The sequence below is a fragment of the Nocardia sputi genome (assembly GCF_023501985.1).
In genome coordinates this window covers 263,005-278,702 of the sequence record NZ_JAMFLC010000005.1, presented here as the reverse complement: position 1 = coordinate 278,702, position 15,698 = coordinate 263,005, and the positions used below count along the sequence as shown (strand labels likewise).

Genomic DNA, 15,698 nt, shown 5'->3' with positions numbered 1-15,698 from the left:
GTCGTACGTTGTTCGATTGCTCGTGCTTCGCTCGCGAGGCGGTACGGGCGTGCTTGTCGGTGGGCCGGTGCACACTGAATTCATGCCCCAGTTCTCCCGCGCCACCCAGGAGTGGTTCGACGGCGCGTTCCCCGCGCCGACGTCCGCGCAGCTGGGGGCGTGGCAGGCGATCGCGGCGGGCGAGCACACGCTGGTCGTCGCGCCCACCGGATCCGGCAAGACGCTCTCGGCGTTCCTGTGGGCGATAGACCAGCTGGCCACCCGGGAGCAGCGGCCCGAGCGGGCAGGCACCTCCGTGCTGTACGTGTCCCCGCTGAAGGCCCTCGCCGTGGACGTGGAACGCAATCTGCGAGCGCCGCTGGTCGGCGTCACGCAGACCGCCGAGCGCCTGGGCCTGCGGCGGCCGGAGATCACCGTCGGGGTCCGTTCCGGCGACACCAGCTCCTCCGATCGGCGGTCCATGCTGCGCACCCCGCCGGACATCTTGATCACCACGCCGGAGTCGCTGTTCCTCATGCTCACCTCGTCGGCCCGGGACACGCTGCGCGAGGTGAACACGGTGATCGTGGACGAGGTGCACGCGATCGCCGGTTCCAAGCGCGGTTCGCACCTGGCGTTGTCACTGGCCCGGCTCGACTTGCTGACCGAGCGGCCCGCGCAGCGCATCGGGCTGTCGGCGACCGTGCGGCCACCGGAGGAAGTCGGACGGTTCCTGGTGGGCAACGCGCCGATCACGGTGGTCGCTCCGCCCGCGCCGAAGACGTTCGACCTGTCGGTTCGGGTGCCGGTGGCGGACATGACCGAACCGGGCGACTCCGACCAACCGGGATCCATCTGGCCGCACGTGGACGAGGCGATCGTCGAGCTCGTGCTCGAGCACCGGTCCTCGATCGTGTTCGCGAATTCCCGCAGGCTGGCCGAGCGCCTCACCGCCCGGCTGAACGAGGCCTACGCGGCGCGGCTCGGCGAGCCGGTGGAGACCGAGCACAAGCCGCCCGCGCAGCTCGGCGCGTCCACCGAGGTGATCCACGGCGCCGGGTCCCTGCTGGCGCGAGCCCACCACGGCTCGGTCAGCAAGGAGCAGCGGGCGCTGATCGAAGACGATCTCAAGAGCGGGCGGCTGCGCTGCGTCGTCGCTACGAGCAGCCTGGAACTCGGCATCGACATGGGCGCGGTCGACTTGGTGGTCCAGGTGGAAGCGCCGCCCTCGGTAGCGAGTGGATTGCAGCGGATCGGGCGGGCCGGGCATCAGGTCGGCGAGATCTCGCGCGGGGTGATCTTCCCGAAGCACCGCACCGATGTCATCCACTGCGCGGTGGCGTCGCAGCGGATGACATCGGGGCAGATCGAGGCGATCCAGATCCCGGCACACCCGCTGGACATCCTCGCCCAGCAGACCGTCGCCGCGTGTGCGCTGGATTCGCTGGATGTCGACGCGTGGTTCGAGGTTGTGCGGGGCACCGGAAGTTACGCATCGCTGCCGCGCTCGGCCTATGAGTCGGTGCTGGATCTGCTTTCCGGGCGCTATCCCTCCGACGAGTTCGCCGAGTTGCGTCCCCGCCTGGTCTGGGATCGCGACGCCGGGACGCTCACCGGACGTCCCGGCGCGCAACGCCTGGCCGTGACCTCGGGCGGCGCGATTCCCGATCGCGGCATGTTCGCGGTGTACATGGTGGGTGAGAAAGCCTCCCGGGTTGGCGAACTCGATGAGGAGATGGTCTACGAGTCCCGGGTCGGCGACGTGTTCGCGCTCGGGGCGACGAGCTGGCGGATCGAGGAGATCACCTTCGACCGGGTGCTGGTGACGCCCGCGTTCGGGCAGCCGGGCCGGTTGCCGTTCTGGCACGGCGACGGCCTCGGGCGGCCTGCCGAACTAGGCGCGGCGCTCGGCGAGTTCGTGCGCACGGTCGCCCAGGAGCGTGCCGTCGAACCGGACGTTCCGAAGAGAAAGACTTCGCGGCGCGGCGGCGGATCATCATCGAGCCCGGCGAAATCGTCGCGGGCGAAGGCGCGGCCGGAGCACGACGGCGGCGGCCCGGACATGCCGCGTGCGGCGCGGGGCGAACTGAGCGCGTCCGCCGCCGATCCGATGCCGGAGGGCGTCGCGCGGATCATGGGCTCGGCGGGCCTCGACGACAACGCGACCGCGAACCTGCTCACGCTGCTGGACGAACAGCGCACCGCGACCGGGCACCTGCCCACCGACCGCACCCTGGTGGTGGAGCGGTTCCGCGACGAACTCGGCGACTGGCGGCTGGTGTTGCACTCGCCTTACGGCCTTCCGGTGCACGCCCCCTGGGCGCTGGCCATCGGGGCCCGGTTGCGCGAACGCTACGGCGTGGACGCCGCGCCGAACGCCTCCGACGACGGCATCGTCGTGCGACTGCCCGACACCACCGACGATCCGCCCGGCGCCGAACTGTTCGTCTTCGAGTCCGACGAGATCGACGAGATCGTCACCGAACAGGTCGGCGGCTCGGCGCTGTTCGCCTCCCGGTTCCGCGAATGCGCCGCGCGCGCACTGCTGCTGCCGCGTCGCGACCCGGGCAAGCGAGCCCCGCTGTGGCAGCAGCGACAGCGCTCGGCCCAGCTCCTGGACGTGGCGCGCAAATTCCCCGAGTTCCCGATCCTGTTGGAGACGGTGCGCGAATGCCTGCGGGACGTCTACGACCTGCCGTCGCTGCGCGATCTGCTCGGCCGGGTGGGGCGGCGTCAGGTGCGGCTGGTCGAGGTGGAGACGGCGACGCCGTCACCGTTCGCGAACGCCCTGCTGTTCGACTACATCGGGCAGTTCATGTACGACGGCGACAGCCCGCTGGCCGAGCGCCGCGCCGCCGCGCTCTCGCTCGACTCCGGGCTGCTGGCCGAACTGCTCGGCCGGGTCGAGCTGCGCGAACTGCTCGACGCCGCGGTCATCGAGCAGACCGAACGGGAACTGCAACGCCTCACCCCCGAGCGGCACGCACGCGACGCCGAGGGCTTGGCTGATCTGCTGCGGCTGCTCGGGCCGCTCACCGCCGCCGAAGCCGCCGAACGCTGTGACGAGGACCCCACCGCTTGGTTCGGCAGCCTCGTGGCCGCACGGCGGGCGCTGGAGGTCTCCTTCGCGGGACGCGCCTGGTGGGTCGCGGTGGAGGACGCGGCCCGGTTGCGGGACGCGCTGGGGGTTCCGCTGCCGATCGGCACGCCCTCGGCGTTCATCGAGCCGGTATCCGATCCGCTCGGCGATCTGGTCGGCCGCTACGCCCGTACGCACGGCCCGTTCGGCACGGATGCGGTGGCGGCGCGATTCGGACTCGGCACCGCGGTGGCTGCCACCGCACTGCACCGGCTCGTCAGCGAAAAGCGCGTGGTGGAAGGCGAGTTCACGCCTTCGGCCGCCGGGTCGGAATGGTGTGACGCTCAGGTGCTACGCCGGCTGCGCCGCCGCTCACTCGCCGCGGCCAGGCACGAGGTGGAGCCGGTCTCGACCGCCGCGTTCGGACGCTTCCTCCCGTCCTGGCAGCACATCGGCGGCCGCGAACTGCGCGGCGTCGAGGGCGTGGCGGCCGTCGTGGAACAGCTCGCGGGCGTGCCGATCCCGGCATCGGCCTGGGAATCGCTGGTGCTGCCCGCGCGGGTGCCCGACTACACCCCCGCCATGCTGGACGAACTCATGGCGACCGGCGAGGTGATCTGGTCCGGCCACGGCGCCATCACCGCCAAGGACGGCTGGATCGCTCTGCACTTGGCCGAGCAGGCGCCGTTCACCCTCGCGCCGCCGGACGATATCGATCTCACGGACCTCCAGTCGCGCCTGCTCGCCGCCATGGGCGCGACTTTCGTACCGTGGACGCCGCTCGATCCCGCGCCGACCCGGCCGGATCGAGCACCGGTGCCGCTGGACGAGCCGGATCCGCCGCCGGGCAGTGCGGTCGACGGCGACGGCCACCGAGATCAGCAGTCGACCGGGCCGCGCAAAGGAGCGGGCGGTGCCGCCCTCCCGAACGGCGCCGAAGTGCCTGCCGTCTCGGAATACGCAGCCCACGATGGACTTTCGGTCTCCGATGCACACGCCGCGCGACTGATACCGGTGCCGCAGGGCGGCGGCGCGTACTTCTTCCGGCAGCTCTCGGACGCCACCGGCCTGCTCGACGACGCCGCGGCGGCCTCCGCACTGTGGGAATTGGTCTGGGCCGGCATGGTTTCCGGTGACACGTTCGCGCCGGTCCGGGCGCTGCTGTCCGGCACGACGCGGACCACCACGGCACACCGCACCCCCCGACGCGCGCCCCGGGGCCGGGCCTACCTGCCCCGCCCGAGCATGCCGACCCGTTCCGGTCCGCCCTCGGTCGCCGGGCGATGGTCGCTGCTGCCGGAGCGGGTCTCGGACAACACGGTGCGCGCACACGCGACCGCGGATCTGCTCCTGGAGCGGTACGGCGTGCTGACCAGGGGATCGGTGCAGAACGAGGGGGTGCCCGGCGGGTTCGCGCTGATGTACCGGGTGCTGACCGAATTCGAGGACCGCGGCCGCTGCCGTCGCGGCTATTTCGTCGACTCCCTCGGCGGCGCGCAGTTCTCCACCACCGACGTGGTCGACCGGCTGCGGTCCTTCGACGCCGAACGCGCCCGTCCCGAGTCCAGGCAGCCGACCGGCACGGTACTGGCGCTGGCCGCGTGCGATCCCGCGAACCCGTACGGCGCCGCGCTGGCTTGGCCGAAGAACGATGTCGAGGGCGGGCACCGGCCCGGGCGCAAAGCCGGAGCGCTGGTGGTGCTCGTCGACGGCGAACTGGTCCTGTATCTGGAACGAGGCGGCAAGACCCTGCTCACCTTCACGGAGGACGCCGAAGCACGCCGTGGCGCCGCCGCGGCGCTCGCCGACCTGGTCCGTCTCCGCCGGGTGGACTCGCTGGTCATCGACCGGGTCAACGGTGACACCGTGCACGGCAACACCTTCGCCGGGTTCCTGACCGAAGCGGGCTTCTCCGCCACGCCGCGCGGACTCCGCCTCCGGAGCCGCCCGTGAGCGGACACCTCGGCGCTCGGGCAAGCCGGGATTCGGCTGACCTACCGCGAAATCGGGCCTCCGAGGCCAGCACCGAATCGGGACGGCCGTATGCCTGAGGGAGACACCGTCTTTCTGGCAGCGAAACGGCTACGCACCGCCCTGGCCGGAAAAGAGCTGACCCGCAGTGATTTTCGGGTGCCGCGATACGCCACGGTCGATCTTCGCGGACAAATGGTCGAGAGCGTCGGCAGCTACGGAAAACACCTGTTCATCCGGACCCCCACCGTGAGCATTCACACGCACCTGAAGATGGAGGGCAGCTGGCGCGTGTTCCACTGTGGGCAGCGCTGGACCAAACCCCGAGTCACCGCCCGGATCGTGCTGAGCACCGAGGACGTCGAAGCGGTCGGCTTCGCACTCGGCACCGTCGAGGTGGTGCGCGTGCGCGACGAGCACCACGTCGTGGACCATCTCGGGCCCGATCTGCTCGGGCCGAATTGGGATGCGGCCGAAGCAGTCCGGCGGCTGGAGCGGTATCCGGATCAACCCATCGGCGTCGCCGTGCTGGACCAGCGCAACCTGGCGGGAATCGGTAACGTCTTCCGCAGCGAGGTCTGCTTCCTGCGCCGCGTCCATCCCGCGACCCGGGTCGGGGATGTGCCGGACCTGCTGGCACTGGTCAACGAAGCGCACCGCATCCTGACCGAATCGGTGGAGAAACCCCCGCGACGGCCTTTGGTCTACGGCCGCACACACCGCTCGTGCCCGCGCTGCGGCACACCGCTGGCCGCCGACCTACTCGGTGACACCGCACCGCATTACGACCGCGTGGTTCAGCGGGAGCGCGGCATCTTCTTCTGTCCTCGGTGTCAGCCGGTCCCGGCCGAGTGATCGCGCCGCACGAACACCGATATCTCGAACCGCCGACTCCCGGTGAAGTGCCGCGTACCCAACCTTGCTCGCGCGCCGCACGATTCGCTGCGGCACTGCGATGCGATATCAGCGTCGCCGCTCTTGACGATCTCCTCACCCGCACTTAACTTACAAGTTGTCAGTTATGCGGGAGGGCACCATGAGCGACCCACGGCGCTACGTCGTGATCGGAGGCGGCCTGGCCGGGCTCGCCGCGGCGGTCTGGCTGGCGGAAGCGGGCAAGCAGGTCACCCTCTTGGAGCGCAGAGGCCGACTCGGCGGCCGCACCCACGCGATGCGGGCCGAGGCGGTGGACGATCCGCCGGACAACGGCCAGCACGTGATCGCCAGTGGATACGAACACCTGCTCCGCTACCTCACCAGCGTCGGCACACGGCAATATGTCGCCTTCCCGCACGGGGGAACCCTGCGCTGGCCCGACGGCCGCAGCGTCACCATGCGCACCAAAGGAATCGCCGCGCTGCGCACGCTGACCGGCGCGCATCCCGATGCGAACCCTCTCGAGCGCGTGCACGCGGCGATCGCCACGCTCCGGCTCGGCTGGCAATGTCTGCGTCAGCCCGCCGACTTGGCCGACCTCACCACCGAGCAATGGTTCGACCGAGTCGGCATGCCCGCCAAAGCGCGTGAGGCGCTGTGGGATTGGCTGGCACTCGGCATCGCGGCGGAACCGGTGCAGCGGGAATCGGCGAAGGTGTTCGCCGATGTGCTGGCCACGGGTATCCGGCTGGGCATCGAACTCCGGCGAGCCGTCGACATCGGCTACCCCACCACCGATCTGGACACCTTGTACGTCACCGGAGCCCTGCGCGTCTTCGAGAAGCACGGCGTGCAGGTGCGATATCGGGCTGTAGCCCGCCGTATCCATATCTCCAACGGCGAAGTCACCGGCGTCACCCTGGTCGACGGCACCACGATCCCAGCCGACGCGGTGGTGTGCGCGGTACCCAATTCCAGCATCGGCGGACTGCTCGACGAACTGCCCGAGCACGCCGAGATCTACGCGGCCGCCGACAAGCTGGGCTACACGCCGATCGTCAGCACCAACCTCTACCTCGATCGCCCGCTGGGCACCACCGCCGAGTTCGAGGCGCTGATCGGTGGCACCGGCGTCATCGATGAGGTCTTCGACCGTCAGCGGATGACCGGGCGCAGCACCGACAAGGCCTGGCTGTACTGCCTGACCACCAGCGGCGCCTACGAGCAGATCCACAAGTCCAGCGACGAGATCGTCGCCGAGCAGATGGCGCTGCTGCGGCGCTACTACCCGGCGGCGCGAGCGGCGAACGTGGTGCAGGCGCAGGTCGTGCGCATGCCGAAGGCCACCTTCTCCCAGGTCGTCGGCACCCACGCGTTGCGACCGGACCAGCGGACCTCGGTGCCCACCTTGGTGCTCGCGGGCGACTGGACCGCCACCGACTGGTCGGCGACGATGGAGAGCGCGGTGCAGAGTGCGGCGCGGGCGGTGGATCTGCTGCTCGAGTTACCTTCTCTTGCGTGACCACGGATCGCTCCACATCCGAGCGCGGCGCCACCGATCCGGCCGATGCACGGCCCAAGCGCCGGATGTCCGCCGCCGACCGTCGAACCCAACTATTGGACGTGGCGCGCGACATCGTCGCCACCGAGGGCTTCGGCGCGGTGAGCATCGAGCGGGTGGCGCGCGCGGCGCGGGTGGCCCGTGCGCTGGTGTACCAGCAGTTCACCGACCTGTCCGGGCTGACGTCGGCGCTGCTGGATCGCGAGTCGGCCATCGCGTTCGCCGGTGTGCGCAGCGTGGACTGGGACCACGGTGACGTGGACCGAGTCGGCCGTGGCATCCTCGCCTACCTGCACGCCGCGCCGACCAGCTGGCGCATCATCCTCAGCCCGTTCGACGGCGGGCCGCCCGAGCTGCGCGAGCGGCTCGCGCTCGGCCGCGCCTACGCTCGGGCGATCGGCGCGCGCCACCTGTCCCGCTATCTGGAGGTCACCGTGGATCCGGACGGCCCGACGGAGCGAATCCTGTTGGCCGCCATGGAGGAACTGGCCCGCCTGCACCTCACCGACCCGTCCGGGTATCCGGACGAGCTGGTGCTGCGCTATCTGCGCTCACTGGTCGACTGGGCGATGCGTATGGAAGCACCCGGGGACCAGGACTGATCGGCCCCCCTCACAAACTTCCCGGGAACAGCTCAATCCTTGCGCATCCAGGCGAGCATGATCCGTGCCTGACGGAGTCGCCAGCCCGTCGGCGTCCGTACCGCGGTGCAGGCCAGTCGCAGGCCGCTCGTCTGGTGGGGCGGTTGGCCGTCGCGGTAGAAGTACACCAGCGAGTTCGCGGACGCGGCGGCCTGGTCGCCGTCGACGTTCACCAGCAGGTCGGTGGTCGTGCGCTGAGTGCGCTCCCCCTCGACCTCGGCCTGCCGCATGTAGTCGACGACCTTGTCGATGCCGCTGACCTGGATTCGCGGTGAGTGGACCGCCACATCTTCCGTGAAGATGGTGCCGGAATCCTCCCACCGCCCTCGTCCAGCAGGCGCTCGAAGCGGGTGAACAGGTCGGCGACTACATGCGGTCGGCGATCAGGGCATCCGTGGACATGGCATCCTCACCACACTCAGCCTTCGGACGGCACCGGCTCCAAAATCTGCGGGCGGGGCTCGGGAGCCTCGATCCGCAGAGCGTCGGCGGAGGCGTCGTCCGGTTTGGTCTGCGAACGGATCTCCGCGTCGACCCGCGCCTGATAGGTCTGAACCTCCCGGTCGATCTCCTCCTCGTCCCAGCCCAGGACGGGCGCGACCAGCTGGGCCACCTGCTCCGCGCAGTTGGCGCCGCGATGCGGATACTCGATCGAGATCCTGGTCCGCCGGGCCAGGATGTCGTCCAGATGCAGCGCGCCCTCGGCCGCCGCCGCGTAGACCGCCTCGACCTGCAGATAGGACGGGGCGTCCGTGATCGGTTGCAGGAGTTCGGGTTTGCCCTCGGCGAAGGCCATGACCTCGCCGATGAGCGAGCCGTACCGATCCAGCAGGTGCTTGACCCGGTAAGGATGCACCCCGTAGGTCTCCGCCAGCTGCACCGTCTGGTTGACCAGCGCGAAGTAGCCGTCGGCGCCGAGCAGCGGCACCTTCGCCGTGATCGATGGCGAGACCCGGGCCGGAATATCCTGCGCCGCTTCGTCCACCGCGTCGTAGGCCATCACGCGATAGGTGGTGTACTTGCCGCCCGCGATGCCGATCAGGCCCGGCGCCACTCTGGCGACGGCGTGCTCACGCGACAGTTTGGAGGTCTCGTCGCTCTCCCCCGCCAGCAGCGGGCGCAAGCCCGCGTACACACCGTCGATGTCGTCGGGCGTGAGCGGCACGACCAGCACCTCGTTCACTCGCGCGAGCAGATAGTCGATGTCGGCCTTGGTCGCGGCCGGATGCGCCAAGTCGAGATTCCACTCGGTGTCGGTGGTGCCGATGATCCAGTGCGCACCCCACGGGATGACGAACAGCACCGAGGTCGCGGTGCGCAGGATGATGGCGGTGTCGCTGACGATCCGATCTCGCGGCACCACGATGTGCACGCCTTTGGACGCCCGCACGTGGAACCGGCCCCGCTGATGCGACAGTGCCTGGACTTCGTCGGTCCACACACCGGTCGCGTTGATCACCACATGTCCACGGACCTCGCCGGTGCTCCCGTCCTCGGTGTCGCGAACCTTCACGCCGACCACCCGATCGGCTTCGCGCAGGAAACCCACCACCTGGGTGGACGTGCGGATCACCGCGCCGTAGTGCGCGGCCGTGCGCGCCAACATCATGGTGTGGCGTGCGTCGTCGACGACGGTGTCGTAGTAGCCGACACCGCCGATCAGCGAGTCCCGCCGCAGCCCCGGCGCCAGCCGCAAGGCGCCCGCGCGGGTCAGATGCCGTTGTCCGGGAACGGATTTGGCGCCGCCCATGGTGTCATAGAGGACCAGTCCGGCGGCCACGTACGGGCGCTCCCAGACGCGATGGGTCAGCGGATAGAGAAAGCGCAGCGGCTTGACCAGGTGTGGCGCCAGGGTGGACAGCGTGAGCTCGCGTTCCCGCAGCGCCTCGCGTACCAATCCGAACTCCAGCTGCTCCAGATAGCGCAACCCGCCGTGGAACATCTTCGACGACCGGCTGGAAGTGCCGGACCCGAGGTCGCGGGCTTCGACCAGAGCGACCTGCAAGCCCCTGGTCGCCGCGTCGAGCGCGATGCCCGCCCCGACCACGCCGCCACCGACGACGACCACATCGAAATGATCCTTGCCGAAGCGCTCCCAAGCCGTCGTGCGCTGCTCCGGGCCGAGGAACTGCGTATCCGGTTTCATCGCCATGCTCGACTCCTCCAGCCGACGCGGATGTGTCCGATCGAGCGTTCAAGTCCAGGCTAGGCGAATCGCCGCGGATCGACCGCCCGCGCCCGGCTCCGTGTCGCCCAGACCTACTCGCCGGTAACAAGACCACCCTAACCGACCGGCGAGCCACCGCCCACAGCTCGGTGAGCCAACCGACACCGCCGTGTTCACCACCGCCGCCCCGCATCCACCTCCGGGTCGTGCGATCACCTCCTTACGCGGCCATACCACCTCAACTCCCGGTTTCGAGCGAAGCGAGACCGAGCATTGTCCGTTCGCGGCCCGGCTCGCGTCCGAGTGGCCGACGCGTAGGCGACGAAGGAGCAAGCGGCGGCCGCTCGGACGCGAGCCACCGAGGGGCCGCGAACACGCCGCGCCGCGGGCGCGGCCAAAATACACTGCACGGATGCGTCGCTATGTGGCCGCCATCGACCAGGGCACGACCTCGAGTCGGTGCATCGTCTTCGACCGGCAGGGACGCGTCGTCGGCGTCGCCCAGCGGGAGCACGAGCAGATCTTCCCTCGGCCGGGATGGGTCGAGCACGATCCGGAAACCATCTGGCGCGATACCGAATTCGTCCTCGGTGAGGTGCTGGAGCGCTGCGGTCTCAGCGCCGAGGACATCGCCGCGGTGGGCGTCACCAACCAGCGCGAAACCACGGTGGTGTGGGACCGCGAGACCGGCCGTCCGGTGCACAACGCGATCGTCTGGCAGGACACCCGCACCGACCGGCTGTGCGCCGAACTGGCCGGCGACGCGGGACCGGCCCGCTACCAGGACCGCACCGGCCTTCCGCTGTCCACCTACTTCGCGGGGCCGAAGCTGCGCTGGATCCTGGACAACGTGCCCGGCGTGCGGGAGCGCGCGGAGGCGGGTGAGTTGTGCTTCGGCACCGTCGACAGCTGGGTGCTGTGGAAGCTCACCGGCGAGCACGTCACCGACGTGACCAACGCCTCCCGCACCATGCTGCTGGACCTGCGTGCACTGCAATGGGATTCGGAAATCTGCGGGGAATTCGGCGTGCCGGAGTCGATGCTGCCGCAGGTGCGCAGTTCCTCGGAGGTCTACGCGGCGATCAGCTCCGGACCGCTGGCCGGGGTGCCGGTCGCGGGCATCCTCGGCGACCAGCAGGCCGCGACCTTCGGCCAAGCGTGCCTTTCACCCGGCGAGGCCAAGAACACTTACGGCACGGGCAATTTCATGTTGCTCAACACCGGTACCACGCCGGTGTTCAGTAAGCACGGCCTGCTCACCACCGTGTGCTACCGCCTCGGTGACGCGGACGCCGTATACGCCTTGGAGGGATCCATCGCGGTCACCGGGTCGCTGGTGCAGTGGTTTCGCGACAATCTCGGCATCATCTCCGCCGCCGACGAGATCGAACCGCTCGCCCGCAGCGTCGAGGACAACGGTGGCGCTTACATCGTGCCCGCCTTCTCCGGGCTGTTCGCGCCCCGCTGGCGCCCGGACGCACGCGGCGTGATCGCGGGGCTCACCCGTTTCGTCACCAAAGCGCACCTGGCGCGAGCGGTGCTGGAATCCACCGCGTTCCAGACCCGCGAGGTGGTCGACGCGATGCGGGCGGACGCCGAGTCCCAGCGGCTCGGTTTGGAACTGACCACGCTGAAGGTGGACGGCGGCATGGTCGGCAACGACCTGCTCATGCAGTTCCAGTCCGACATCCTCGACGTGCCCGTGGTGCGGCCGGTGGTCAACGAGACGACCGCGCTCGGTGCGGCGTACGCGGCGGGCCTCGCCGTCGGCTACTGGTCGGGCACCGACGACATCCGCGACAACTGGGCCGCCGACAAGACGTGGCGGCCTGCCATGCCGGACGCCGAGCGGGACGAGCGTTTGGCCGCGTGGAACAAAGCGGTCGAGCGCACCTACGGCTGGGTCGGCTGAGGGTTCCGCACCGCGACGGCGTGCGCGAGCCGGTCGACCGCCAGTTCCAGCGTCGGTTCGTCGGAGGTGGTGAAGCACATCCGCATCGAGTTGCGGTACCCGCCGCCCACGGCGAACGCCGCTCCCGGCACGTAGGCGACCCCTGCGGCGAGCGCACCCGGAAGCAGCAGCTCGGTGTCGGTCCCGTCGGTGAAGTCGGCCCAGACGAACATGCCGCCCGACGCGTCGCTGCACCGTACGCGGTCCCCGAAACGGCTCCGCATCGCGTGCACGAGCGTCTTCGCGCGCTCGCCGTAGACGCCCCGGACATGATCGACGTGGGCGGTGAGCCATGCCGTGTCGGCGAGCAGGTCGGTGGCGATCTGCTGGGTGAGCGCCGAACCACACAGATCCGCGCCTTGCTTCAGCAGTTCGACTGCGCGGCACACCGGATCCGGCGCCACCATCCAGCCCACCCGCAGGCTCGGCGAGAGGATCTTCGATGCGCTCGACAGCCGGATGACGTTGCGAGAGTACGACGCGACCGGCGCCGGCGCGGGGCCGTCGAACCACAGCTCACCATAGGGATCGTCCTCGATCACCCAGAAGCCGTGCTCATCGGCCAAGCGCGCGAGCTCCGCACGGCGGCGGGAGCTCATGGTCACGCCACCGGGATTGTGGAAATTGCTCACCGTGTGCACCACGGCCGGGCGCTCGCCACGGGCGAGCAACTCGGTGAGCGCGTCGGTGCGCATCCCCTCGGCGTCCAGCGGCACCGCGGCGATGCGCGCGCCCGCGGCCCGGAAGACCTGCAGTGCGCCGACGTACGCCGGGTCCTCCACCACGACCAGCGCGCCCGGATCGAGCAACACCTCGGCCAGCAGCGACAGCGCCTGCTGGGAACCGTGCGTGACGAACACCTCCGCGAGCGGCACCGGGCGACCGAGCCTGCCCGACTCCCGCTCGGCGAGGACCTCGCGCAGCGGCGCCCAACCCGGGGATTCGGTGTACTGCAGGCAGCCGTTGTGGCTCAGCGCGGCGGCCGCCGCGTCGGCCAGCCGGGCGCGCGGCATCAGTTCGGCGTCCGGCAGGCCACCGGCGAGGCTGACGATCTCGGCGCGCGCGGTCAGCTTCAAGAGGTCACGGATCGCCGAACTCCGCAGGCCGTCCAGCTTGCCTGCCAGCGGTGGGATGGTCGGCGACATGGGAAGACCTCCGGGGAACGCCGTGGTACGCGATATCCCACTGTCGCACACGCCCGACCAAAATCCGAAATATTCATCCCATGATCTGAGATCCGCCCCGGTAGCGGCCGTATCCGGCTACAGGCGATCCCGGATCGCGTAGACCACCGTCTTGCCGTCGCGGGCCACCGTGGTCACTGTCTGCCGGTATACCGTGGTGGTCCCGTCGGGCCGGTGTTCGGTCAGGTCCACGTCGAAGGTGTCGGTGGCCAGCTCCGTGATCCGCAAGCAGTGCGTGGTGCCGACCGGAACGTACTCATCGATGCCCTTCTGGATGCGGTCGGCGGTCGAGACGTTCTCCGCGTCGTCGGCGACGAACCGCCGGGCCCGCTCACCGCTGCGCTCGACGTAGAAGGAGTACTGGAATCCGAGAATGGCGCCGGGGCCGCTACTGGTGTCACCCGTGCCGTTGCCGACAGTCACCTTGCCGTCCTTGTTCGACGGGCAGCTCAACGCCGCGGTGGTGCCGCCGACACCGGGAGCGGCGCCGCTGTCGCCGTTGTCACCGGATACCGCGATGATCGTCACCGTCAACGCGATCAGCACCACGACCGCCGCGACCGCGCCGAGCACTCCCCAGCGTCGCGAATGACGAGAGCTTCGCACCGGCGCCGGAGTCGTGGGGACGCGCAGCGCCAGCCGCATGGCGATCGGGTCCTCCGCCCAGGACAGACCCGAGTCCGCCGGCGGAGGCGGCTTCGGTACGCCGCCCTCGGCGGTCGGCTGATTCCACCACGAGTCCTGCTTCTCGCCGCCCTTGGGCTGCGGGCGCGCGGCGGGCGGCTCGGGCGCGGCAGCGGCGGATTCGGCAAAGACCGTGGCATCCGGCGCGCGGAACTGCGACGCGAGAGGAGGCGTCGTCTCCGGCTCGCCCGCGGGTCGCCAACCCAGTTCGGGGTGGTCGGTGGGCTGCTGCGGCACCTGCCAGCGCGGTCCGGTATCGGTGCCCATCGGCGGACCGAATTCCGCGACGGGCGGACCGAATTCCGCAACGGGTGGCCCGAACTCGGAGACCGGCGGCCCGAACTCCCCCAACGACGGACCGAATTCCGACCCGGAGGAGTCGGATTCGTTCTCCCTCGCATCACCCTCGGAGGTCACACCCAATCCTTTCCCAGGACGCACAAGTGGGGCGGCCGCGAACGACCGCCCCACCCGTCGAGATCAGCACGTGTCAGTACTGGAGTGAACCACCCCACTGGGTGGTGACACCACCCACATCGACGGTTTGCGGAGCGAAATCGCCCGGCTGAAGCGGAAGCTTAACCTGTGCGGCGGCCTCCAGGGCGGCCGCGCCGCCCGGCTGCTCCCGGATCCAGTCCTCCACCGCGGCCTTGGCCACGTTCAGCTGGGTGGTGTCGAACACCGCGGTGGTGTTGTTCGAGGCCAAGCCCTCGCCGCCGGTGTAGGTGGTCAGCTTGACGGTGTTCTTGTCGACGAACTCCACCGAGACACCGGCTTCACCCGCACCGGTCGGCGTGCGGTAGCCGATGGTGCCGACGTAACCGGCCTCGTTGCTGAAGTGGTGGGTGTTGGCCACGTGACCGGGCAGCACGGTGCCGCCGTCGATGTTGGCGCCGATCTCCGCGTGCGGACCGGTCATCTCCACGACCGGCGCCGGCGGGGCGGCTTCCAGGCGCGGCGCCTGCCAGCGCGGCTGCGGCTGCACCAGCGTGGAACTCTCCGGCTCCCGCGCCTCGGCGTTGCCGCCCTGGGTGCCCGGCTGCGGGGCAGCCTGCTCCCCGGGCTGCGGCGCGGCCTGATCCGGCACGACCGCGGGCTGCGGATCGCTGGGCTGCTGCTGGCCGGGAACCGGCAGCGGCGCGACGCGGGGGGTGGTCACGCCCGGCTGGGTCGGTTGGGCCAGCCGCGGATCCTTCTTCTGATCGGGCACGGCCTGGTTCTGGTCCGGCGTGGTGACGCCGGGCTGGCTCGGCGTCGGCTTGCTCTCCGGCTTCTGCCGATCCTGCTCGGATTCCGGCTTGTCCGGTTCCGGCTGAGTGGTCTCGGGGGTGCTCGGCGACTCGTTCACGCCCGGCTGCGCCGGAGCGGGCGTCGGCGGAGTGGTCGGCTGATCGTTGGGAGCCGCCCCCGCCGGCGCAGCGAAGAGAGTGGCCACTGCAGCCGCTGTGGCCAGCGGCAACGAGGTGCTCGCCATCGCTCGCTGCGCCCGACTCGGCTTACGATGTTTCACTTTTCGCAATCCCTTCCCGGGTGCGGCCTGGTCGGCCGCATTCAGTTGTCCCCTGGGTGAGACGCCTGATCGCCGAACGGCCCGGGCCGTTCGCT

Annotated in this window: 10 protein-coding genes; 5 read left to right on the top strand and 5 right to left on the bottom strand. The window is 70.0% G+C overall.

The window, feature by feature from the left end:
• The first annotated feature begins 82 nt into the window (after nt 1-82).
• The 4 genes from M8859_RS10530 (at nt 83) to M8859_RS10515 (ending at nt 8,068) form a co-directional block, all read left to right on the top strand.
• Nucleotides 83-5,011 (top strand): ATP-dependent helicase, encoded by a 4,929-nt coding sequence (locus M8859_RS10530; protein WP_249644149.1) that lies wholly within the window; start codon nt 83-85, stop codon nt 5,009-5,011.
• Nucleotides 5,012-5,101: 90 nt separating this feature from the next.
• Nucleotides 5,102-5,884, top strand: a complete 783-nt coding sequence (locus M8859_RS10525) for a DNA-formamidopyrimidine glycosylase family protein (protein ID WP_159923176.1) — start codon at nt 5,102-5,104, stop codon at nt 5,882-5,884.
• A gap of 181 nt (nt 5,885-6,065) precedes the next feature.
• Complete coding sequence (gene hpnE, locus M8859_RS10520) at nt 6,066-7,427, top strand: hydroxysqualene dehydroxylase HpnE (RefSeq protein WP_249644148.1); 1,362 nt, start codon at nt 6,066-6,068, stop codon at nt 7,425-7,427.
• 65 nt (nt 7,428-7,492) lie between these two features.
• A complete protein-coding gene (locus M8859_RS10515) occupies nt 7,493-8,068 on the top strand; it encodes a TetR/AcrR family transcriptional regulator (RefSeq protein WP_159923214.1) in 576 nt (191 codons plus the stop codon).
• A gap of 32 nt (nt 8,069-8,100) precedes the next feature.
• Here the strand turns inward: M8859_RS10515 and M8859_RS10510 are convergent, their stop codons facing one another.
• A complete protein-coding gene (locus M8859_RS10510) occupies nt 8,101-8,394 on the bottom strand; it encodes a nuclear transport factor 2 family protein (RefSeq protein WP_236565394.1) in 294 nt (97 codons plus the stop codon).
• A gap of 131 nt (nt 8,395-8,525) precedes the next feature.
• Nucleotides 8,526-10,259 carry a glycerol-3-phosphate dehydrogenase/oxidase gene (locus M8859_RS10505; protein WP_195071629.1) on the bottom strand — a complete coding sequence of 578 codons (1,734 nt, stop codon included), beginning with the start codon at nt 10,257-10,259 and terminating at the stop codon, nt 8,526-8,528.
• Between the two features lie 427 nt (nt 10,260-10,686).
• Between M8859_RS10505 and glpK the strand changes: the two genes are divergently transcribed.
• Nucleotides 10,687-12,186: a glycerol kinase GlpK gene (gene glpK, locus M8859_RS10500; RefSeq protein WP_195071630.1), complete on the top strand. Its 1,500-nt coding sequence runs from the start codon at nt 10,687-10,689 to the stop codon at nt 12,184-12,186.
• On the opposite strand, the gene M8859_RS10495 is transcribed toward glpK, so the two are convergent.
• The 3 genes from M8859_RS10495 to M8859_RS10485 form a co-directional block, all read right to left on the bottom strand.
• Nucleotides 12,168-13,370: an aminotransferase-like domain-containing protein gene (locus M8859_RS10495; protein ID WP_195071631.1), complete on the bottom strand. Its 1,203-nt coding sequence runs from the start codon at nt 13,368-13,370 to the stop codon at nt 12,168-12,170. The two genes, glpK and M8859_RS10495, sit on opposite strands and share 19 nt — an antisense overlap.
• A gap of 117 nt (nt 13,371-13,487) precedes the next feature.
• On the bottom strand, nt 13,488-14,510 hold the full coding sequence (locus tag M8859_RS10490) for a DUF8176 domain-containing protein (protein ID WP_236565393.1): 1,023 nt from the start codon (nt 14,508-14,510) through the stop codon (nt 13,488-13,490).
• Between the two features lie 73 nt (nt 14,511-14,583).
• Nucleotides 14,584-15,567: a hypothetical protein gene (locus tag M8859_RS10485; RefSeq protein WP_223518617.1), complete on the bottom strand. Its 984-nt coding sequence runs from the start codon at nt 15,565-15,567 to the stop codon at nt 14,584-14,586.
• Between the last annotated feature and the right edge of the window lie 131 nt (nt 15,568-15,698).